The sequence below is a fragment of the Sphingorhabdus profundilacus genome (assembly GCF_009769755.1).
In the GTDB taxonomy this organism is placed as follows: domain Bacteria; phylum Pseudomonadota; class Alphaproteobacteria; order Sphingomonadales; family Sphingomonadaceae; genus Sphingorhabdus_B; species Sphingorhabdus_B profundilacus.
In genome coordinates this window covers 637157-659174 of sequence record NZ_SDWJ01000001.1, presented here as the reverse complement: position 1 = coordinate 659174, position 22018 = coordinate 637157, and the positions used below count along the sequence as shown (strand labels likewise).

The window sequence follows — 22018 nt, the reverse complement described above, 5'->3', positions numbered from 1 at the left end:
GATTTAACGAAGCGCCGTCACGATGCGGACTTTCGACCCTGTTCGCAGTTTTTCAAGCCCTGAGGTCACAATCTTATCGCCCGGCCGTATCCCTCCTGACACCATCACAAACTGATCGGTGACCCGTTCAATTGCGACATTACGGGTTTCAACGCGGTTTTTCGAATCCACAACGTAAACAAGTCCCTCGCCTGTGCGAACTCCGAAAAGGGCACTTGCAGGAATTTGCAGTGCCCCGCCCTCTGATACAGGCAGTTTTATATTCGCCGTCCCAATTTGTCCTGACTTTAATTTTGCCTGTCGCGGCAACTGGAACTGAACGGTAAACGCGCCAGTAGCCTCATTTGCGCGGCCGTCGATTTCGGAAATCGTCGCTCGAATCAATTCTCCGGCTGATGATTCAATCGAAATATCGGCAGTCATCCCAACCCGCAGCTGGGCTGCATCCCGATCAATTATCGGGACACGAAAAACAAAGCCACCATCATTCTCTCCCAAGATCAGAGCTGGTGTCCCCGCAGCGATAACTTGCCCGGGTTGCACATTTCGGGCCAGTATAACGCCGCCAGATGGTGCATATAACTGCGAAGTGCCTGACGCGAACCCGGCTTGCCTTACTCTGGCGTCGGCGGCCTTCAAGCTGGCCTCGGCGGTTTCAAAGCGCGCCTTTGTTATCCACCCGTCGGCATAAAGTGACTTGACCCGTTCAAATTCAGATCTGGCACGATCACGTTCGGCAACTGCGACGCTCACATCCGCGCCGACAGTTGTCGAATCGAGCGCCGCCAGCAATACGCCCCGATTTACGGTGTCGCCCTCTTCAAAGCGGACAGTCGCTACTTTCCCGGCGGTTGTAAAACCCAACGGGGTTTCACGGCGAAATCGAACCGTTCCGACAGCATTGATAACCCGTTGCATACTATCCTGCTGTGCGGTGATAATCTGAACTGGATGTGTTTCATCGATGGTGGCGCGGGGTACGGCTTTTTCCTGGCTGCACGCTGCAAGCAGGATTACGGGAAGCCAGATCGCTAAACTTTTCTGTGCACGAAGCAATTTCGCCCTCCCCATATATTCTCAGCACCCGGTGATAGGCCAATCATTGGCGGGATGAAACACCATCCTGATATGCAACTGATTTTTTTCTACTGCGTGTCCAAATGGCCACCCGTAAGCAATGGCGGGGGCGACAAACCCTGAAGTTTCGGTGTTTTGGCAATCACCTCAATTTCAGCCCGCAGCGTCTTTATCCGGTTTTTCCATCGAAGATGCGTCGCGTCGGAGAAGATTCCGAGATCCGTTTTGCGGCCAAATCGTTCCGCAAAACGGAGCGCCGCGAGCGGATCATATCCCGCATTTGCCATCAGCCACACCGAAAGCCGGTCAGCCTCGATCTCTGTCGCCAAAATATGATGGGCTTTGCGGCCAGTTTTTTCGAGCTGATTTCTATGATCCAGAAGATTGTGCGAAAATTCATGGGCTACAGCGGCGGCCAGTTCGTCGTCGCTGGCCACAAATGTCATCAATCCTTCTGTTATCCGCACATTTTCGCCATCTGCGCCTGCGTCGAGGGTTGATTTGGTGTCGACCCAAAATCGCGAAACACAAATTGGGGTTGGTTCAATCAGAAAAGTTTTGGGACCCGTGACTGTGTTCAGCTCCAACCGGATCGAACGGCTGCTGGCCAGTGCCTTCTGCACGTCCGCTTGCACCCGCTCCAGACGCTCGGCGCTTTTCGAGGATGCTGGTCCGGCTTGCCCGGTCCAAGACCTGCCATTCAGGCCGAGAAGACCGTCGCCGGTTTGAATTCCGCTGCGTTCGGCCGGTCCGCCCGGAACCAACGCCGCGACCGAGATCGGTGCCCGAAATATCAGGGCACGGCGTGCCTCATTCGGGTCGGGATATTGCCGTTCGTCCTGAAGTACCCACCCCAGATTTCGCTCAAGCTTTTTGCAGAAGGGTGCATTGGCGGATGCCAGACGGTAGCCGATCACCGCCAGACGGGCATCTTGCTGAGCCAGCTCCTGATAAGCGTTCACCTTTTCGGGGTGAGGAGAAGCATTGGCTATATTTGCGAGTCCAAAGACACCGCAGAATGCGATCCACTTCATCGTGCCGCAGCTCTTTTCAACCGATCATTTATGGCCACCCCTATGCCTTTATCTGGAATATCTGCCACAGCTATCGAACGATATGGGCTGGCATCGGCGCGATGCAATGCGTCGAACAGATGAGCTGCCGCTTGGGCAAGGTCAGCGGTGGGGGACAGGTTGTCGTGCCCCGCTACCTCTCCAAAACCGATGAGCCATTCGCCGTCCTGAGCTGTCCGGGCGTTCAACCGCACTGCTTTGGTGGGGGCATAGTGGCTGGCGAGTTGGCCGGGGGCTTCGATCTTTTGGCCGGTTTGTTGACTCGGCTGAAGCTTCGAGAAGGTTTGGAGAGTTTCGGCGGCCACGGGTCCTGGGCGCAATATTTCTATATTTTCCAGTCTTATAGCGGCAATAGTTGACTCCAAACCTTCTTTACAGGGTCCAGCGTCCAAAATCATCGGAACCGACCCGCCCAGGCTCGCCAACACATGCTCGGCTCTTGTAGGACTGATCCCTCCGCTTTTGTTCGCCGATGGTGCCGCAAGGTTCAGTCCGCTCTTTGCCAATACCGCCTGCATCACCGGATGCGCCGGGCAGCGCAGCGCGATCGTCGGCAGGCCAGCGGTCACCGCCGCCGCCACTTTGGCCCCTTCGCGCAACGGCAGAACTAACGTCAACGCCCCCGGCCAGAACGCCGCCGCCAGTTGCCGCGCCAAAGGTCCAAACTCGGCCAGTTCCTCGGCAGCCGCCAGATCGGGCACATGGACGATCAGCGGATTGAAATCCGGCCGTCCCTTCGCCGCATAGATATGCGCCACGGCATCCGCATTGCTGGCATCGGCGGCAAGGCCATAGACCGTCTCGGTGGGAATCGCCACGATCTGCCCACCCCGCAAAAGGTCGGCAGCCGCCGTAATCGCAGCGTCATCGGCGGGCACAACCCAGCCATTCCCCAAGGTATTTGAGCCTAGCATCAGTTCGGTCTATAGGCGCTGTGCAACCCGCTTTCACAGGAAATTTTTCGTCCCATGACCTTTGCTGCCCCTATCGCCGAACAACTCTTCGTTTTGAAGCATATCACCGGGATTGATGCGCTGGCCCAACATGGCCGTTTCGCCGACGCAACCGCCGATGTTGTGCAGGCAATTGTCGAAGGGATCGGCGAATTCGCTGCCAATGAATTCGCCCCGCTGAACCGCATCGGCGACGTCGTCGGGGCCCGGTTGATCGACGGGAAAGTGGTCATGCCCGACGGCTTCGTCGCCGCCTATCAATCTTATGTGGCCAATGGTTGGGGATCAATCAACGCGCCGTCCGACTTTGGCGGACAGGGCCTGCCCTTCAGCATGGCGACCGTCGCGCTTGATTCCCTTGGCGCTGCCAACATGGCCTTTGCGTTGTGCCCCATTTTGTCGGTCGGCGCGATTGAAGCCATCAACCACCATGGCTCGGAATCCCAAAAGGCAGCCTATCTTCCCAAGCTATCCACGGCGGAGTGGAGCGGCACCATGAACCTGACCGAGCCGCAGGCCGGATCGGACGTCGGCGCCCTTCGCGCTACGGCAACCCCCTTGGGTGATGGCCGATACCAGATCCGCGGCCAAAAAATCTATATCAGCTTTGGTGACCATGACATGGTGGAGAATATCGTCCACCTCGTGCTCGCCCGCACACCCGATGCACCCGCGGGAACCAAGGGCATTTCGCTGTTTCTGGTCCCGAAATACCAGCTGACCGCTGACGGAGGCATCGGCAAGGCGAACGATATCAAGGTTGTTTCGATCGAACATAAGATGGGCATCAATGCCTCACCCACTTGCGTCCTTGCCTTTGGCGAGGAAGGCGAATGTGTCGGTGAATTGATCGGCCCCGAATTTGGCGGGATGCGCGCCATGTTCACGATGATGAACAACGCCCGCCTCAACGTCGGGTTGCAAGGTGTGCAAATCGCCGAAGCCGCGACGCAAAAGGCGATCTGGTTCGCGCGCGAACGGGTGCAGTCGGCCAAGGCGGGTGGTGCATCACGGGATTCGGTGGCAATTATCGAGCACCCTGATGTGCGCCGCATGCTTTTGCGGATGAAGGCAGGAACCCAGGCCATCCGCGCTCTGCTCTACTTCGCCTCGGGCTATGTTGACCGCGCCGCATTGGGCGAAGACGGCGCGCGTGAGATGGTCGACCTCCTCACCCCGCTCGCCAAGACCTATGGCACTGACCTCGGCAGCGAAATCGCTTCGCTCGGCATACAGGTGCATGGCGGCATGGGCTTTGTCGAGGAAACAGGCGCAGCCCAATATTATCGCGACATCCGCATCGCCGCGATTTACGAAGGCACGAACGGCATACAGGCGGCGGACCTTGTTGGCCGCAAGCTCGCTATGGAGGGCGGCGATGTCATTCGCCGTCATCTGCAAACCATCGCCGCCGACGCGGGCGGCAACGCCCCCCTGACCGCGCTTGCCGGGGCCTGTGCCGAGGTGACCGAGTGGATGCTGGGCGCCAGCGTCGATGATCGTCTCGCCGGAAGCTACGCCTATACGCAGATGATGGCCATTGCGACGTCTGGCTGGCTTATGCTGCGGCAATTGCGGGCCGCTCAGGCGGAACAGGCCGCCAATGGCACCAATGCCTTTCTGGATGGCAAGGTCGTGGCCTGCCGCTATTATCTCGAAGTCATGGTGGCCGAAGCCCTTTCGCTGAAGACCGGCGCGATGGCCGGTTCCGAATTGCTATATATGCTGGACGCAGAGGGGATGGCGGCTTGAACACGGATATTTTGAAGCGCATCGCCGAAGCGCTCGAAAGACTGTCCCCCCCGCCTGCCCCGCCGATGGACCTGTCGGCTTATCCTGCCTATCATTGGGATGGAAAACGGCTCGCGCCGGTCCACCATTTCCGGCCGTTGCCTATCGATCTGATCGTCGGCGTTGATCGCCAGAAAGCCGATATGCTGGAAAACAGCCGCCGCCATGCCTCCGGCGCGGCAGCGCATGATGTGCTTCTCTGGGGCGCGCGCGGCATGGGCAAATCGGCGCTGGTCAAATCCGTCGTCGGGGAATTACAGAAAGAAGGGTTGTTTGTCGCGCTGGTGGAGGCGTCTTCGGCTCAGGTGGCGACCCTGCATCTGTTATTCGAGGAACTGTCCGTATCCGGGCGACGCTACATTCTGTTTGTCGATGATATTGCCTTTGATACGAACGACAACGGACCGCGCTTGCTCCGCTCGCTTTTGGAAGGCGGGGCAGAGGCCCGCCCAAACAATGTGCGGCTCTATGTGACATCGAACCGACGGAACATCGTTGACCGGACGATGGCCGAGCAAACCGATGCCATCAACGCCCGCGACAATATCGACGACAGCCTCGCGCTCGCCGACCGATTCGGGTTGAAACTTGGTTTTCAATATGCCGATCAGGAAGCCTTTGTGTCGATGGTCGCGGCCTATGCCAGCCATTTCGACCTTGACTGGGACGAAGCCGACGCCCTCGCCTTCGCCCATCAACGCGGCGGCCGATCCGGCCGGGTGGCGTGGCATTATACGGTGGAACTCGCCGGACGCGCGGGGCGCAAGATTTAGGATTATTTTTCCGATTTCTTTCTCAATCAAGCGCCGTCACCCTGAACTTGTTTCAGGGTCCATTTTACCGCGAAGCCCACCGCTTGAAAAGTAAACCAGCCGTGCGTCACCATTTGGTTTTCCACGGACACATCGGAATTGAGCTGAGAAATGGACCCTGAAACAAGTTCAGGGTGACGGGAAAAAAGAGACAAAGGGGACAGTCCCTAAAGGGACACTCCCCATCACCTCAACCCTTGGCCTTCACCCGCCAGACAATATTGCCGACATCATCGCTCACCAGCAAGGAACCGTCCTTCGCAACCGTCAGCATCGTCGGCCGGCCCTGGGCATTGCCATCCTTGTCCAGGAAACCGGTCAACACGCGCACAGGCTTGCCAACAGGCTCGCCCTTGGGAAACGGCACGAAGATCACGTCATAGCCCGAGGCAGGCTTGCGGTTCCACGATCCGTGACGGGCGACAAAAGCACCCTCGGTCAGGGACGCGCCGAGCTTTGCATTATAGCCAAAGGCCAGGCCCAGCGGGGCGGTGTGGACACCCAAGGCATAGTCCGGGCGGCGTTCATATTCGCGCTTTTCGGGCTTGGGCGGCGACACGCGGGCGTCGGTAAAGCCGCCCCAATAATGTTGCGGCCAGCCATAATCGGCGCCAAATTCCACGAGGGCCAGATAATCAGGAACCAGATCGGACCCGAGCATGTCGCGTTCGTTGACCACGGTCCACAAACGTCCCGACTTGTCCCAATCGAGGCCCACTGGATTACGCAGGCCCGTTGCATAAGGAAGCTTTTTGCCCGTCGCCAGATCGAGTTCGAGAACCATGGCGCGGCCACGTTCGACTTCCATGCCCCGTTCGGCGATATTGCTGTTCGATCCGACCGAGATGTAGAGTTTGTTCCCATCGAGCGACGCGGCGAGATTGCGTGTCCAATGGTTGTTGGGGGCCATGGCGTTCAACTTGGTGATCTCACGGCCTTTGGCGGTGATGCTCGTCGCGCCTTCCTTATAGGGGAAGGCCAGCACTGCATCGGTATTGGCAACATAGAGGGTGTCGCCGACGAGAACCATTCCGAATGGCGCGTTCAGGCCAGTGATATAGGGCGTCTTGAGTTCCGCCTTGCCATCGCCATCGGCGTCGCGCAGCAGGCTGATCCGGTTGGCCGACGGCACACCTGCCCCCGCCTTGTCCAGCAGCCAGCGCATGACCATGCCTTCGATACCGCCGCCGTCGCGCGGGGGCGAATTGGATTCGGCCACCAGCACATCGCCATTGGGCAGCACATATATATTGCGGGGATGGTCCAGCCCCTCGGCAAAGCGTTCGACAACAAGGCCCGGCGCCGCCACCGGCGCTTCACCGGCTTTCCAGCGGTCGACATCGGCCACGTTGATTGTCGGAAACATTTCCGGCCGGGGCTGGGTCAGTTCTGGTTTGGGACCTTCAAGAGCCGCAAGCGGAAGCTTTGCCTCGTCCGGGCGGGTCAGGAACCATATACCGATCAGACCCAGAACGATGAAAATCAGAACTATGTTACGTACATGTTTCCACATGGCTTAAATCCTCTCAGGCCCGCTTTCGGTCGAACAGCCAAACCACCAAGGCGATCACGACACCTGTTGCAAAACCGATCATCATTCCTGCGGATGGTTGATTGAAAGCAATGCCGCCAATGGCGCCGAATAGGAGGCCGAGTGCGATGAAAATGCCGCCAGCAAGGCGGGGTTGGCTATTGTTCGTTTCAGACATGCCGCCCCTTTGCCACCAATGCCGCCTGACAGGCAAGCGGGAACATCGTGCTTAATTTCCGCTAACCAATTGCTTTGACGAAACGGCCACGCCCCGACGCTAATGCCGACCATGCAGACAGGCCGTTTCACCCGGGCCTGTCTGCCACCCGAAGCCCTTGCGAAAGCCCGTTCCGCCCATGTTTTTACCGCTCTATGTCGAACCGCGCGATGTTGTCGAGGCAGAGGCGCTGATCGACCAATTTGGTAAAACCGCCGGACTGGAGGCGGCTGACCGGGCCGAGGCGAGCCGCAATGTGGGCAACCACCTGCATTATTGCCGCTGGCGCCAGATTGAACGGCTGATCATCATGCTCAGCATCGAAACGACGCTGGGCACTATTCACTAAACGGCGTTTCTGGCCGGACTTTTAGCCGGTTTAGAGTCATTTTCTGGCCAGTCTCGCGGCGTAGACGCCAAAGACTCGGGTTCAAGAAATAACAATAAAAGTACACGTCACCCTGAACTTGTTTCAGGGTCCATCGTGCAGCCGCATCCATGGTTTAAGTTAAAACCTACCCGGACGTAGCCATTTGGCTTGCCCAGACACCATAGGGAAGAACGAACAAATGGACCCTGAAACAAGTTCAGGGTGACGGTTAGGGTTTACTGGAGAATTTGCTTCCCTAAACCTCATCCTCCAACGACAGCAGCGATGCGTTGCCACCTGCGCTCGTCGTGTCCGTGCTGGTCGTGCGTTCGGCACAGAAACGGTAAAGATAGTGCGGGCCGCCCGCTTTGGGTCCTGTACCGGATAGACCCTCCCCGCCAAAGGGCTGACTGCCCACGACTGCGCCGATCATGGAACGGTTGATGTAGAGATTGCCGACACGCGCCATTTGCTCGACAGCTTCGCTGCTGCGCGCGATCCGGCTGTGCAGGCCCATGGTCAGGCCGAAGCCCTTGGCATTTACGCGCTGCACCGTTGCGTCGAGCGTTCCGGCCTTCCATGTCGCCACGTGGACGAGCGGGCCGAACCATTCATTTTGCAACTGGTCGAGATCGTCGAGCCGGATGACCGTGGGCGGAACGAACAGGCCCTTGGCCGGGACCGCAACGCTGTGGAAGATGCGGTCTTTCACGCTTTGGCGATAGGCCATCAGCTTGTCATAGGATACCTGGTCAATCACCGGGCCGATGTCTGTTGCCGGATCGGACGGATCGCCGACATTCAGGCAATCCATCGCACCGCGCAGCATTTCGAGCGTATGGTCCGCAATATCTTCCTGCAACAAAAGCAGGCGCAGGGCCGAACAGCGCTGTCCTGCGGATTGGAACCCCGAGATGATGACATCGCGGACGACCTGTTCGGACAGAGCGGTGGAATCGACGATCATGGCATTCAAACCACCTGTTTCGGCGATCAACGGCACCAAGGGCCTGTCGTCATCGAGCAACAGATTGCGGGCAATGGCCTTGGCGGTCGGGACCGACCCTGTGAAGACAACGCCGCAAATGCGGGTGTCGGACGTCAACTGCGCGCCGACATCGCCAGCTCCCGTCACCAGTTGTAACGCATCCTCAGGGACACCGGCCTGATGCGCGAGCGCAACTGCAAAGGCGGCGATGGCGGGCGTTTGCGGCGCGGGCTTTGCAACGACCGCATTACCGGCCACCAAGGCGGCGGCGACTTGTCCCAAAAAGATGGCGAGCGGGAAGTTCCACGGGGCGATGGCAACCCAGACCCCGCGCCCTTCATGACGCAGCACATTACGTTCGCCCGTCGGCCCGGGCAGTTCCACCGGCACCAGATCGGCAATGGCGCGTGCGGAATAATAGCGGCAGAAATCGATGGCCTCGCGCACTTCGGATAGCGCATCGGGGATGGTTTTCTTCGCCTCCTGCACCGCAAGCGCCATCAGCTTGAGGCGGTTTTCTTCGAGCAGGTCGGCGAGGCGGCCCAAGCATTCGGCTCGTGTGTAGAGCGAACTGGACGACCATGCGGGGTAAGCGGCCAAGGCCCGGCTGACGGCATCGGCTGCATTCGGGCCAGCGGCTATGCCAAGATTTGCCGGTTTGGCGATTTCGGCTGCGGTCGACGCCAAAATGTCGGCGTCATCCAGATCGAGGCCCTGGCTGTTCACGCGCTCCGGCTGGAACAGGTCTGCGGGCAAGGCGATGGCGGGGTGGCGCGTGCCGCCGACCGCCATGACCTTTTCAACCGGATCGGCGAGTAGTTCCTCTTCGCTGACCGACTGGTCGGCGAGCTGGTGGACAAAGCTGCTGTTCGCGCCATTTTCCAGCAGGCGGCGGACGAGATAGGCGAGCAGGTCGCGGTGGCCGCCGACGGGGGCATAGGTGCGGCAGTGATAGCCTTCGTCCTGCACCAACCGCTCGAACAGCCCTTCGCCCATGCCGTGCAGCCGCTGGAATTCAAAATCACGCCGGTTGCCGGCCCAGTGCACGATGGTCGCGATGGTCAGCGCATTGTGGCTCGCCAGCGCGGGGCGGATGTGCGCGGCGTCGAACATGTCGCGGGCGCAGGCGAGGTAGGACACGTCGGTTGCAGGCTTGCGCGTGAAGAGCGGGAAATCGCTAAGCCCGCGTTCCTGCGCGTGCTTGATTTCGCTGTCCCAATAGGCGCCCTTCACGAGGCGCACCTGAAGGATCCGGCGTGTATCGGCGCCCAGCGCATTTGCCCAAGCGATGGTCGGCCGCGCGCGCTTGGAATAGGCCTGCACCGCCATGCCCAGCCCGTCCCAGCCGTTCAGCGCCGGATCGCGTGCCACGCGTTCGATGATATCAAGGCTCATCTCCAGCCGCGCGGCCTCTTCGGCATCAATGGTCAACTGAACGCCGAGCGAGGCGGCCTTGGACGCGAGTTCGCGCACCATGGCGGCAAGTTCGGGCACACAAGTCGCTGCCTGCGCGGTTTCGTAGCGGGGGTGCAGCGCCGACAGCTTCACCGAAACGCTGTGCCCGCGCGCCGCGTTCTGCCCGACCGAGGCGATGGCATTGGCATAGGCTTCGAAATAGCGCTCGGCATCGGCGCGGGTCCGGGCGGCCTCGCCCAGCATGTCGAAACTGGCAGTAAAGCCGCGGTTTTCCTTGGCATCCATGCGCTTCATGGCTTCGTCGATGGTCCGGCCCATGACAAAGACCTGCCCCATCAGCCGCATCGCCGCGCCCACGGCCTGCCGCACAAAGGGCTCGCCAGCACGCGCGATCAGACGCTTCAGGCTGCTGTTGCTGTCGCCCAGCACCGCTTTACCGAGCACCAGCCCCCAGGTCGCGCCGTTGACGAGCAGGCTCGACGATTGCCCCTTATGCCCGCGCCAGTCGGCATCGACCAGCTTGTCCGCGATCAACAGATCCGCAGTTTCAGGATCCGGAACGCGCAAAAACGCCTCAGCGAGCGATAAAAGCGATGTCCCTTCCTCGGTACCCAGTCGATATTCCTGCAAGAACTGGTTGACCCAGCCGTCCGATTGCGCCGTCCGCAAATCCCTGAGCAGGTCGCGCGCAACCGCTACAATTGCGTCACGTTCCCCGGCATCGGCTTGGGCGGCGGCAACCAACGGGGCGAGCACCTCAGGCTCTGGCTTGTGATGATAAGGACGGATGGCGGCGCGTGCGGAGTCGAGCGATAAGGTCATGCTCTCGCTTTGCCGGATATTAGCCACACAGACAAGTTTCAGTTGTAACGAAAAAAGGCCAGTACCGTCTCCGATACTGGCCTCCCCCTCGAAGGGTCAGGTTTTCGCTCTGCGGCAGAGAAGGTTCAGGGATGTCGCAGAGCGAAATGGCTGAATTAGCGATAACGACGGCGGCAGTTGCTGTCGGATTTGTCGATGGCGCGTCCAGCCAATGCCCCAACGGCCAAACCGATAATGCTGCCTTCGGTCTTGTTGCCACGGCGGGCGACTTCATTACCGAGCAATCCGCCAGCTACGGCGCCAATAATCGTCCCGCCTGTGCCCTTGTCGCAACGTGCGTTGTTGCGGTAATAACGATCGCCACGGCGATCACTCTTGCGGTCATAACGGTCGTAACGGCTATTATCACTGTAATAGTCATCATCATATCCGCGATCTGCCTGTGCGGGAACTGCAACAAAACCTGTCAGGGCAGTTGCAGCAAGAACAAGGGTTCCAACGCTTTTACGGAATTTCGTCATGTCAATTCTCCAGTTCGTTTCGTACCCACCCGTTTCGGGGACAGGGGGCAATTTGTTTTCCCAACAATGCTGCTATGGAGCAGTGTGTTTGAGTGTAATCTGAATGCGTTTGTTATCTTCCGTTCATGTTTGCGCCTCTTAAGATGAACAGGGTCGAGATTGCATGGTTTTGAAATTGTCGCGTCTGATCTTAATCATTTTGCTCGCGATGTTTACCGTCGGCGGGGTCAGGATTATCCAGCCGAACCACAGCCAGACTATCGGGATTAAACCGGTACAACTGGATCCTGCCCATCATGGCCAACGTCGTCTGGGCGAGCTCGTTTTCCTGTCAGCCTGGCAATTAGATAGCCCGAATGAAGATTTCGGCGGTATATCGGGGTTAGCCGCATTGCCCGGTGATCGTTTCATCGGTATCAGCGACGCAGGTACGTTGATCGGCTTTGGCCTGACCAATGATGATCGAATCGACAGACCGTTTATCTCGCCTTTGCCCGAAACCAATCAACCCGGCAGCAGCTATCTCGACAGGGATAGCGAAGGCATCACGTTCGACGCACAGAGCGGTCAATTCTGGATTAGCTACGAAGCCAAACACGCCATCCGGCGTTTTTCCCGCTCCTTTGCCCGACTCGATGGCGAGGTCCGTCCAAAAGAAATGCAGCTATGGCCCCGAAACAAGGGCGCAGAAACATTGATCCGCATGAAAGATGGCCGCTTCATCATTGTTTCGGAAAGCCTTGAAGACGACGGTACGCATCAGGCACTTTTGTTTTCAGGCGACCCTATTGAACCCGGGTCGGTAAAAACCGGATTCCGCTATCGCCCGCCATCAGGCTATCGGGCAACAGACGGGATACAAATGCCGGACGGCAGGATCATGCTGCTGCACCGCGCGGTTGGCTTCCCAAGCGGATTTTCCGCAAAGCTCGGCATCGCATCGCCGCCGGATATGGCCGACAATGTGCATTGGAAAAGCAGAATAATTGCAACCCTGTCGGCACCTTTGCTGGTCGACAATATGGAAGGCATCGCAGTAAAACAGGTTGGCAAGGATACGATTATCTGGCTTATTTCAGACAGTAATTTCAATATCTTGCAACGCACGATTCTCATGAAATTCCGGCTATCGGAACGTGGAGGCAATAAAAAACCGGAAGCGATCGCCGCCCCCGGTTTTGAATCTCTGAACTAGGCGCTGGTTGAGCGCCAGAATTTACGCAGCGACTTTTTGCTTCTTGGCGATTTCTTTCTTCACCTTGCGTGCATTGGTCGAAAGTTTTTCATCCGATGTCTTCAGCAACCAGTTATCAAGACCGCCAACATGTTCGACAGAACGCAGACCGTGGGTCGATACCTTGAACTTATACCCTTGTTCCAACGCGTCGGACAACAAGGTCACATTCTGCAGATTCGGCAGAAATGTGCGCTTTGTCTTGTTGTTGGCGTGGCTCACATTGTTGCCGACCAAACGGCCCTTACCGGTGAGTTCGCAGATGCGCGTCATGATATTTATCCTGTATAAAATGAGTGTATGCGGAATCACTGACCCGCGAAAGTCGCTGCCCCTAACCTTCCGGGCGAAAAAGGTCAAGTCGCAGATATAGCCAATTGCGCCATTGTCGGGTAGCGCAAACCCATGTCATTGCCCAATGCCCGAAAAATGATGGAAGAAGCGCTCACCCTAGCCCGGTTGGCCGCCACGGCTGGTGAAGTGCCGGTTGGTGCCATCGTGGTCAAGGACGGGCAGATTATCGGGCGCGGCGCAAACCGTCCATTGGGAAACCATGACCCCACCGCCCATGCCGAAATCATCGCGCTGCGCGAGGCTGCCGCTGCGCTTGGCAACGACCGGCTGACCGGATGCGAGCTATGGGTAACCCTTGAACCCTGCGCCATGTGCGCCGGCGCCATCGCCCACGCCCGCATCGCCCGCCTCTATTTCGGTGCCGACGACCCCAAAGGCGGTGCCGTCACCCACGGCCCCCGCCTTTTCGACCAGCCCACCGTGCATCACCGGCCCGAAGTGTACGCCGGAATCGCGGCTGACGAAGCGGCAGCGTTGCTCAAGGCGTTTTTTGCAGAGCGGCGGTAGAGCGCCTGCAAAAGTATAACGGGGGCTTCTCTTTTCTTTTTCAACTTAGGCGTGGCGATGGCGGATGGGTTGTGCCGGTTTTTTCGTCAGAAGAAAAACGAGAAAAAAGGAAAAAGGAATGCAGCCCGATACACATTCGGCACCCGGCCCGTCTCACTTCGTTCTTTTCTTTCTTCCAGATAATCCTTTGGCACGAAACTTTGCCAATCATACACCTTTGCAACCCAAAACAGCGGGTACGCATCAATGAACTGAACGAATGGCGGCCTTTAGTGTGCCCAAGAATTATCGGGAATGGCCGAAATGTTAGCGAGATCGCTCAGGTCGTTGTTATAGCACCCCGTCCGCCGCACCTCAGTTGACGTCCACAAGCCGCGGTCCAGGCTATATGATTCTTGGTATTCCGCAGACTGTGCTATCTGTCCCGACAGGAGAACCGAAATGCCCCACGTCTTGCCGTCTAATATGACACGTCGCGGTGTGCTCGCAATTGCCGGCGCAGGGGGTTTGGCGCTCGCGACCCGATCATTCGCTGCGAAACCGAGCTTTGCCGTTCCGCAGGTCGATCGTCTGACACTTCAGGTCGTCGATGACGCCGCGACCTTCGGTCCCTTCCTTGAAAATCTCGATCTTCCGGGCCTAAAAGTCATGCGGGCAGGCAATGGCGGCCAGCCAAACATACCGCGCATGTTGCCGCGCGCCGTCGTCGGCGAATTCGGCCTTTCGATCCTCGGAGACTCGGCGATCGGAACCAGCAAACGGCGCGTTTTGATCGATTTCGGTTATTCCAGAGAGACACTGCTGACCAATATGCAGCTGCTTGGCATCGATCCCACGACGATTGATGCCGCGGTGCTCAGTCACGGCCATCTCGACCATTATGGCGGCTTCACAGGCGTGTTTGGTGAAGCAGTATCGAACGCCCGCCGCGTCCCGCTGTTCGTGGGCGGCGAGGAAGCGTTCTGCGAACGCGTGGCGATGATCGGCAATCCACCGCCGATCATGGGAACGCTTGATCGCATGGCGCTCTCGAGAGCCGGCTTCGATGTGACGATCCGCCCCGATGCTGCAGTTGTTGCAGACCAGGCGTTTACGACGGGGATCATTCCCCTTGAAAGCTTCGAACGCTCGGCCATTCCCACACGGATGCGACCAGGTATCGGCTGTGATCGTGCAAGCCTCAATGCGGCCAAGCGATCGGCGACGGAATTGCCCGACGACGCCGAGCATGAGCTCGCCACCTGCTATGCAGTCAAAGGCCTCGGCTTGGTTGTGATTGCATCGTGCAGCCACCGCGGCGTAATCAACTCCGTTCTTCGCGCACAGGCGATCTCAGGTATCAAGAAAGTCCATGCCGTGCTGGGCGGCTTTCACCTCGTTCGCCCCCGAACCGAAGAAGAAGCCCGACGGACGGTTGCCGAGTTCGCCTTGATCGATCCGACGTACATCGTGCCAATGCACTGTACGGGCGAAGTTTTTATCGCCGAAGCCTTGCGCGTGATGCCGCAAAAGGTCGTGCGCTCCTATGTTGGGTCGAAGTTCGTTTTCTCTGAAGACGCTTGAGTTCGGCAACCGAGTCAGAGGGACCGTGCCGCGGATTGCCCTGCACGCGTTACCGCGCTGCGGATTGCTGAAGGCTATTGTCCACGACACCTACCGCGCCCGAACTTGCTTTGAAGGCGCCGAACGATCATAGCTAATGAACGAAAGGCAGGTTGCAAGTCATCAAACATCGGCGGGGAACGGCAGGAATGTTGTGGTTAGCGGACGGCTATTGTCCCACAAGAACCGCCTCTTTAGCCTTCCCATCCATCAGTTGAGCTATCGCATTGCGGAAGTTTTCAAGCTCGGGATAGTTGGTCTTGAAAGTCGTGCGAACACAGTTGGACGGCGCTCCGTCACCCATTTCTATGTAATCACGTAACCAAACTTGAACTGACAAATTCCCTCGCTTGTCAGCGGGGGCGACTTCAATGCTAACCACGAGGGAGTCGCCCTCCCAAGGCTCGTAACCCCAAGCTGCCTTGATTGGAGTCTCTGGCAAAATTGGATACATGGACAGAGCTTCACCGAACTCTTTCACATCCTGCCATTGCACCCAAAAACCACCTTGACCTGAAAAGTGGTCGCCAAGGACATCTACCTTTAGCCAACCAAAATCGTCGTTTGGGTCATCGCTAAATCGGTAACCGAAGGTCAAGCTGGTGCTCATGCCGACGATTTAGTGATATAATCGAACGTCCGCAATGTTGTCGTTTGCCGACAGTCCGCTTTTGTTGCATAATGTCCGAAAGCTGCCGTTCGTTCAGCCTATGAACCAATGGCAGGGACCGCCTTCAAGAATTCATAGCATTATCGAAATGCATGCGTCTTTCTAACTTTACGACTGATTTGAGTAGTTTCTGTAATTATCAAATACTGCTTATGTGAGACATTACATGCGGGACACCGCAGAACTGTCTGGTCCGAAACAGGTCCGCAAAAGTGTATATTTTATTGATTTAATTGACTTAATGGCTTTCCTCCCGGGGAGCCATTTTTACCTACATCAGGCCCCAGCCCTGCCACAGCAGACGCAGCGCGGCATAGCCCACCAACAGCGCGGTCAATGTCTTGAGCAGGCGCGGTGTCAGGATCTTCATCCCCAACATGCTGCCAATCTGGCCGCCCACAAAAACAGCGATCAGCAGCGGCCAATACTGCCCCGCCGGTTCGGCCAGCGATTGCGGCCCCGCCTTGATAAGCTGCCCCGCCAATCCGGTGACCGAGTTGATCAGGATATATAATGACGCAAAGGCCGCAATCCGGCGGGCATTGGACCATCGGATCAGGTGCAACACCGGCGCCATGAATATCCCACCGCCAATGCCGGACAGGCCGGCCAGCAAGCCCACGCCGCCCGATAGGACCAGCAGCATCCGCTTGGAAATACGCCGTGGCGCCATCCTTTCAGGCTGCACAATCAACGCCACCGCCGATATCAACAATGCGCTGCCCAATATCATGAGAAACAGCCATTGTTTGAGCGGTACAAGTCCACCGATAAAGGCAAGCGGTGCCGAAACAAGCAACAGGGGCATGACCTGCGGCCATTTCACCAACCCTGCCCGAACGAAGCGATAGCTGCCACCGGACACAACGACGATATTGCACAACAGTGAAATGATGGGAATGAGCGCGTAATCAATGCCCCACAATCCCAGCAGGGCCGTGTAAGTTGACCCTCCACCAAAACCTACTGACGCGTAAATCAACGCCACCAAAGCGAATAAACCGGTAAGCCAGACCATCATCGCCTCCCCCAAATGTACAGCGTCATCCTGAACCACCTTCACGATGAACTGCAAGGATGTTTTACGAGAACCAAGCTGTTGGGCTCGCATTATACTCTTGGTCGGGTCCTCTTAGGTGTCGGTCAGTAGGCTCCGTGACAATGCTTATATTTTTGACCCGATCCACAAGGACATGGGTCATTTCTGCGAATATCGGGATTACCGGCAAAGGGATCGGTTCCTTGCATCGCCGAAGCTTGGCGCACAGCGCGCGTTGTCACCAATCCTAGCGAAGCTGGATCAACATCGGCGCTGTCATCTTCACCTGTGAACGGGTCAATGTGGGTCGTCAGAAAATCCGGAAGTTCGGGCAATTCAGGTGGCACCAATTCCTGCTCTGCCTTGAATTCATTGGTTGCAATGGCTTTGGTAACGCCTTCTCGAATGGCGGCAAGCATCCTTTCAAAGAGACCGAATGCTTCCTGCTTATACTCATTGATAGGATTTTTCTGTGCATAAGCGCGCAAATAAATTACCTGCCGCAAGGCATCGAGCGTGGAAAGATGCTCTTTCCAGTGATGGTCAAGCGTCTGCAATAATATGCTTTTCTCAACTTGTCGCCAAACGGTCACATCCAGTTCGACCCCCTTGGCGGCAAATTTCGCCGTCGCCATTTCGGCAAGACGCGATTCAATGATTTCCGGCTCAATCGCATCTTCCTGCAACCAGCTGTCGATATCGGGAGCCAAGCCGAGCACTTCGGCACATTTCTGCTTTAGTCCGTCAATATCCCATTGCTCTGGATATGTACCCACCGGACAATGATCGCCGACCATCATATTGACGGTATCGTTCCGCATATCTTCAATAATTTCGTCAACGGCTTCGGCATCCATGATATCGCTGCGTTGTTCATATATGACCTTGCGCTGGTCGTTCATGACATTGTCATATTCCACCAGCTGTTTGCGGATATCATAATTGCGCGCCTCGACTTTCCTTTGCGCGGTTTCAATTGCTTTCGATAGCCATTTGCCCCCAATCGCTTCGCCATCCTCAAGGCTCGAATTCATCATGCGCGAGAACAATGTTTCCGATCCGAATATCCGCAAAAGATCATCGTCAAGCGACAGATAGAAGCGCGAAAGACCCGGGTCACCTTGACGTCCGGAACGACCGCGCAACTGATTATCGATACGTCGGCTTTCATGGCGCTCGGTTGCCAATACGAATAAGCCACCAGCTTCAATAACCTTCGCCTTTTCCGCAGCAATTTCGGCCTTCAAAGCAGCAACGGCGGCGTCGCGCTCTGGACCTTCGGGCATATCGCCAATTTCATCTTCCAAGCGGAATTCATAGTTGCCGCCCAACTGGATGTCGGTGCCACGTCCCGCCATGTTCGTGGCAATCGTCACACTTCCCAATCGGCCTGCCTGGGCAACAATATGCGCTTCGCTTTCATGAAAACGAGCATTCAGAACGCTATGCTTAACACCCTCTTTTTCCAGAAACTCCGAAAGTAATTCAGATTTCTCAATGGACACAGTTCCCACCAAAACCGGCTGACCCCGATCATTGGCCTCCTTGATTGTCTTGGCAATCGCGCCGAATTTGTCCTGTGTATTCTTATAGAATTGATCATCCTCATCGATACGCTTGACCGGCAAATTGGTTGGTATTTCGACGACGTTCAACTTGTAAATCTCGTGAAATTCGCCTGCTTCTGTCGCGGCGGTTCCGGTCATACCTGACAGCTTTGGATACATGCGGAAATAGTTTTGGAAAGTTATGGTTGCCAATGTCTGATTTTCGGGTTCGATCTGAACGCCTTCTTTGGCCTCAACCGCCTGATGCAAACCATTGGACCAACGACGCCCGTCCATCATCCGACCGGTAAATTCGTCGATGATGATGACTTTGCCGTCCTTTACGATGTAATCAGTATCGCGCTTAAACATGACATTTGCTTTGAGCGCCTGGTCGAGGTGATGCACGACCAATGTATTTTCATAATCATAAAGATTTGAACCAGTTAACAAACCGGCATCTTCCAGCAACCGCTCCGCTTTTTCGGTCCCATCCTCCGTCAAAGTGAGATTGCGGCTTTTTTCGTCCTTTTCATAATCGCCATCGTCAAGTTGCAGCACGACCGCGTGGACTTGCATGTAGAGTTCCGATTTGTCGTCGGTTGGCCCCGAAATAATCAATGGAGTTCGGGCTTCATCAACGAGGATCGAGTCCACTTCATCAACTATGGCGAAATTAAATGGCCGCTGGACCATTTGTGCGCGCTCATATTTCATATTATCGCGCAGATAATCAAATCCGAGTTCGTTATTTGTCGCATAGGTTATGTCGCTATTGTAGGCGGCCCGCCGTTCATGTTCGGAAACGCTGGGAACAACGACACCGGTCGTCAAACCAAGAAATCCGTATATGCGCCCCATCCACTCGGCATCGCGGCGGGCCAGATAGTCATTAACGGTAACGACATGGACGCCTTTGCCCTCAAGAGCGTTGAGATAACAGGCCAGCGTTTCTGTAAGCGTCTTTCCCTCGCCGGTCCGCATTTCTGCGATCTCACCACGGTGAAGCACGATCCCGCCAACCATTTGCACGTCGAAATGCCGCATACCCATCACGCGCTTGGACGCTTCGCGCACCGTTGCAAATGCCTCTGGCAGTATATCGTCAAGAGTTTCGCCTGAATTCAGGCGATCGCGAAATATCTGCGTCTGTTGAGTCAGGCGTTCATCCGCCATTGCCGATATTTCATCTTCTAACGCATTGATTTTTTGTACGATCTTCATGATCGATTTGACGTAACGGTCGTTCGAAGAACCGAATATAGCTTTTGCTACTCCACCAAGCATGGGGGTTTCCTTTGATGTATTTATATATGAAAGCGCCATAGGCTGGCGGCGATAAAAAGGGGCTCAACAATTTGGTGCGTGCGAAGACGCGCCACAATTCTCTATTGTAGAGAAACGTCGTGCGCCATCACCGGCGTTGGCGCGATAAAAATTTTCGCATCAAATGTGCGGGGCGAGATCGTGCGCGAAGGCGCAGCCCTCTTGATACTGACAAGGATAGAGGGCGGCATATCCCGTCGCTGGACAAGCGCGACTGACGCGGCAACACTCGCCGCTGAAGACATGGCAGAACCCAAAGTAGCAGGCGTAGCCGACATTGGTCGCGCGGCTTCTGCTGCGGAAAATCCGGTCATCATCGCCAAGAGATAAATCAGCAAACGCATGGTAGGCCCTGTTTAGTGCTTCGGGGCATATAGGCATGCCGTCCACTTAAGTCTATCCCGAACGCAGCAATGCTTTTTTTGGAAGAAGTTGCAATCATTGCCGACACCGTTTCAACATTTGTTTCGACGAAATTTACTGCTAGCCCCTCACAAGGATATAAGACTTCTGTACCGGCGCACCCTCATCGCCGTTTTTGAACGAAAGACTCTCAATTTGTCAGCAAAATCGCCCCTCGCCCTGCCCTTTCCTGCCATGCCATCGATTGCAGGGGCAACGCCGCGCATTGCGCGGGCGGGGTACAAGGATTGGGGGCGGTGCGATTTGACATTTGTCGAACTCGATGAGGGCACGACAGTCGCTGGAGTCACCACGCAGAACATATGCTGTTCGTCCGAAGTCGAACTATGCCGGCAGAATATCAAAGGCGGACAGGCTCGCGCGCTTGTCGTCAATGCAGGTAACAGCAACGCCTTTACGGGGCGGCGCGGGCTGGCAGCGGTCGAAGCCATTACCTCCAAAGTCGCGGCGCATCTAAGCTGTGCCCAAGACACTGTGTTTGTGTCGTCCACGGGCGTCATCGGCGTCCCCCTGCCCAAAGATAAAGCCGAAGCCGGTCTCGACGCCATATTCAACGCCGAACCCTGTTCATGGGAAGATGCGGCCAACACCATTGGAACGACAGATACCTTTGCGAAAGGTGCCACGGCCAGCGCCATGATTGACGGGGTCAAGGTGAATCTTGTGGGGATCATCAAAGGGTCGGGCATGATCGCGCCCGACATGGCTACCATGCTGGGCTATATCTTTACCGATGCTTCCGTCGAGGCACCCTTTCTTCAGCAGCTCTTGTCCGAAGCAAATAGCGGTAGCTTTAGCTGCATCACGGTGGATAGCGACACGTCGACCAGCGACACGGTGCTCGCCTTTGCAACCGGCAAGGCCGGAAACGCGACGCTTGGCTCCTTTGCCGATGCCGGTGCAGATGCCTTCGCCGCCGCATTGCGCGACACTTGCTTGCAACTTGCCCATTTGGTCGTCCGCGATGGCGAAGGCGCGCAGAAATTTATCGCGATTCATGTGAGCGGTGCCGTAAATGACGACAGCGCCCGGCGCGTGGGTTTGGCTATCGCCAATTCGCCGCTCGTTAAAACAGCGATTGCCGGTGAGGATGCCAATTGGGGGCGCGTCGTGATGGCAGTCGGAAAAGCGGGGGAACCTGCGGATCGTGACTTGCTGTCGATCAGCTTTGGTTCAACCCAGGTCGCGCGGCACGGTTTACCGGTGGACGGTTATGATGAGACCCCTGTTGCGGTACATCTGAAGGGCCAGGAAATCGAAATCGGCGTTGATCTGGGACTCGGCACTGGCCGGGCGAGCGTGTGGACGTGCGACCTCACCCACGGCTATATCAGCATCAACGCCGATTATCGAAGTTAGGGTCGAAACCCTATATGACGGCATCGAAAGGGTGACCCCGCGATGCCGCAAATTTCTTTAAAGTGCGGCTTCAAGCCAGCCTTTGATCTGCGCTTTGGGTGCGGCACCAACCTTGGTGTCGGCGATTTCGCCGCCCTTGAACAGGATCATCGTCGGAATGCCGCGCACGCCATATTTGGCGGGGGTGTCGGGATGGTCGTCGATATTCAGCTTCACAATATCGACCTGTCCGCCCAGTTCTTCGCTGATTTCTTCGAGGCTGGGGCCGATCATTTTACACGGGCCGCACCATTCTGCCCAGAAATCGACGAGAACGGGACGTTCGGATTGCAGTACTTGCGCGCTGAAATCGCTATCGCCTACGGATTTGGTAGCCATAATAATCT

At 56.7% G+C, this 22018-nt stretch carries 20 protein-coding genes; 7 read left to right on the top strand and 13 right to left on the bottom strand.

Annotated features, from left to right (window positions below; translation table 11 throughout):
* Positions 1–3: 3 nt before the first annotated feature.
* The 3 genes from EUU23_RS03060 to EUU23_RS03050 form a co-directional block, all read right to left on the bottom strand.
* A complete protein-coding gene (locus EUU23_RS03060) occupies positions 4–1056 on the bottom strand; it encodes an efflux RND transporter periplasmic adaptor subunit (protein ID WP_160352641.1) in 1053 nt (350 codons plus the stop codon).
* 89 nt (positions 1057–1145) lie between these two features.
* On the bottom strand, positions 1146–2039 hold the full coding sequence (locus EUU23_RS03055; RefSeq protein ID WP_218939490.1) for a M48 family metalloprotease: 894 nt from the start codon (positions 2037–2039) through the stop codon (positions 1146–1148).
* Between the two features lie 68 nt (positions 2040–2107).
* Positions 2108–3064 (bottom strand): L-threonylcarbamoyladenylate synthase, encoded by a 957-nt coding sequence (locus EUU23_RS03050; protein WP_160352639.1) that lies wholly within the window; start codon positions 3062–3064, stop codon positions 2108–2110.
* A gap of 54 nt (positions 3065–3118) precedes the next feature.
* Between EUU23_RS03050 and EUU23_RS03045 the strand changes: the two genes are divergently transcribed.
* Both EUU23_RS03045 and EUU23_RS03040 read left to right on the top strand, forming a co-directional pair.
* Positions 3119–4855 carry an acyl-CoA dehydrogenase gene (locus EUU23_RS03045; protein WP_160352638.1) on the top strand — a complete coding sequence of 579 codons (1737 nt, stop codon included), beginning with the start codon at positions 3119–3121 and terminating at the stop codon, positions 4853–4855.
* On the top strand, positions 4852–5667 hold the full coding sequence (locus EUU23_RS03040) for an ATP-binding protein (protein WP_160352637.1): 816 nt from the start codon (positions 4852–4854) through the stop codon (positions 5665–5667). Before EUU23_RS03045 ends, EUU23_RS03040 begins: the two co-directional genes overlap by 4 nt.
* Positions 5668–5896: 229 nt before the next feature.
* Here the strand turns inward: EUU23_RS03040 and EUU23_RS03035 are convergent, their stop codons facing one another.
* Both EUU23_RS03035 and EUU23_RS03030 read right to left on the bottom strand, forming a co-directional pair.
* A complete protein-coding gene (locus EUU23_RS03035) occupies positions 5897–7219 on the bottom strand; it encodes a PQQ-dependent sugar dehydrogenase (protein WP_160352636.1) in 1323 nt (440 codons plus the stop codon).
* A gap of 13 nt (positions 7220–7232) precedes the next feature.
* The gene (locus EUU23_RS03030; protein ID WP_160352635.1) at positions 7233–7415 is read right to left on the bottom strand and encodes a glycine zipper domain-containing protein; all 183 of its coding nucleotides are present in this window, start codon (positions 7413–7415) and stop codon (positions 7233–7235) included.
* Positions 7416–7593: 178 nt separating this feature from the next.
* Here EUU23_RS03030 and EUU23_RS03025 point away from each other — a divergent pair, with 178 nt between their 5' ends.
* The gene (locus EUU23_RS03025; protein WP_143776010.1) at positions 7594–7803 is read left to right on the top strand and encodes a hypothetical protein; all 210 of its coding nucleotides are present in this window, start codon (positions 7594–7596) and stop codon (positions 7801–7803) included.
* A 277-nt stretch (positions 7804–8080) separates the two neighbouring features.
* On the opposite strand, the gene EUU23_RS03020 is transcribed toward EUU23_RS03025, so the two are convergent.
* Positions 8081–11050, bottom strand: coding sequence for an L-glutamate gamma-semialdehyde dehydrogenase (locus tag EUU23_RS03020; protein WP_160352634.1), 2970 nt, complete (start codon positions 11048–11050; stop codon positions 8081–8083).
* Between the two features lie 155 nt (positions 11051–11205).
* Positions 11206–11571 (bottom strand): glycine zipper 2TM domain-containing protein, encoded by a 366-nt coding sequence (locus tag EUU23_RS03015; protein WP_160352633.1) that lies wholly within the window; start codon positions 11569–11571, stop codon positions 11206–11208.
* A 163-nt stretch (positions 11572–11734) separates the two neighbouring features.
* Between EUU23_RS03015 and EUU23_RS03010 the strand changes: the two genes are divergently transcribed.
* Positions 11735–12766 (top strand): esterase-like activity of phytase family protein, encoded by a 1032-nt coding sequence (locus EUU23_RS03010; RefSeq protein WP_160352632.1) that lies wholly within the window; start codon positions 11735–11737, stop codon positions 12764–12766.
* 21 nt (positions 12767–12787) lie between these two features.
* Here the strand turns inward: EUU23_RS03010 and rpmB are convergent, their stop codons facing one another.
* Positions 12788–13078 (bottom strand): 50S ribosomal protein L28, encoded by a 291-nt coding sequence (gene rpmB / locus EUU23_RS03005; protein ID WP_160352631.1) that lies wholly within the window; start codon positions 13076–13078, stop codon positions 12788–12790.
* A 132-nt stretch (positions 13079–13210) separates the two neighbouring features.
* Between rpmB and tadA the strand changes: the two genes are divergently transcribed.
* Both tadA and EUU23_RS02995 read left to right on the top strand, forming a co-directional pair.
* Positions 13211–13666 carry a tRNA adenosine(34) deaminase TadA gene (tadA, locus tag EUU23_RS03000; protein ID WP_160352630.1) on the top strand — a complete coding sequence of 152 codons (456 nt, stop codon included), beginning with the start codon at positions 13211–13213 and terminating at the stop codon, positions 13664–13666.
* A 465-nt stretch (positions 13667–14131) separates the two neighbouring features.
* A complete protein-coding gene (locus tag EUU23_RS02995; RefSeq protein ID WP_160352629.1) occupies positions 14132–15229 on the top strand; it encodes an MBL fold metallo-hydrolase in 1098 nt (365 codons plus the stop codon).
* 208 nt (positions 15230–15437) lie between these two features.
* Here the strand turns inward: EUU23_RS02995 and EUU23_RS02990 are convergent, their stop codons facing one another.
* From EUU23_RS02990 to EUU23_RS14025, 4 genes are all read right to left on the bottom strand, one after another.
* Positions 15438–15878, bottom strand: a complete 441-nt coding sequence (locus EUU23_RS02990) for a hypothetical protein (RefSeq protein WP_160352628.1) — start codon at positions 15876–15878, stop codon at positions 15438–15440.
* Positions 15879–16209: 331 nt separating this feature from the next.
* A complete protein-coding gene (locus EUU23_RS02985; RefSeq protein WP_246156053.1) occupies positions 16210–17049 on the bottom strand; it encodes a sulfite exporter TauE/SafE family protein in 840 nt (279 codons plus the stop codon).
* 32 nt (positions 17050–17081) lie between these two features.
* The gene (gene secA, locus EUU23_RS02980) at positions 17082–19811 is read right to left on the bottom strand and encodes a preprotein translocase subunit SecA (RefSeq protein WP_160352627.1); all 2730 of its coding nucleotides are present in this window, start codon (positions 19809–19811) and stop codon (positions 17082–17084) included.
* Between the two features lie 101 nt (positions 19812–19912).
* Positions 19913–20194 carry a hypothetical protein gene (locus tag EUU23_RS14025; protein ID WP_218939489.1) on the bottom strand — a complete coding sequence of 94 codons (282 nt, stop codon included), beginning with the start codon at positions 20192–20194 and terminating at the stop codon, positions 19913–19915.
* Between the two features lie 214 nt (positions 20195–20408).
* On the opposite strand from EUU23_RS14025, the gene argJ reads away from it, so the two are divergent.
* Positions 20409–21632, top strand: coding sequence for a bifunctional glutamate N-acetyltransferase/amino-acid acetyltransferase ArgJ (gene argJ / locus EUU23_RS02970; protein WP_246156051.1), 1224 nt, complete (start codon positions 20409–20411; stop codon positions 21630–21632).
* 57 nt (positions 21633–21689) lie between these two features.
* Here argJ and trxA read toward each other — a convergent pair whose 3' ends face one another.
* Positions 21690–22010: a thioredoxin gene (trxA, locus tag EUU23_RS02965; RefSeq protein ID WP_160352625.1), complete on the bottom strand. Its 321-nt coding sequence runs from the start codon at positions 22008–22010 to the stop codon at positions 21690–21692.
* Positions 22011–22018: the final 8 nt, after the last annotated feature.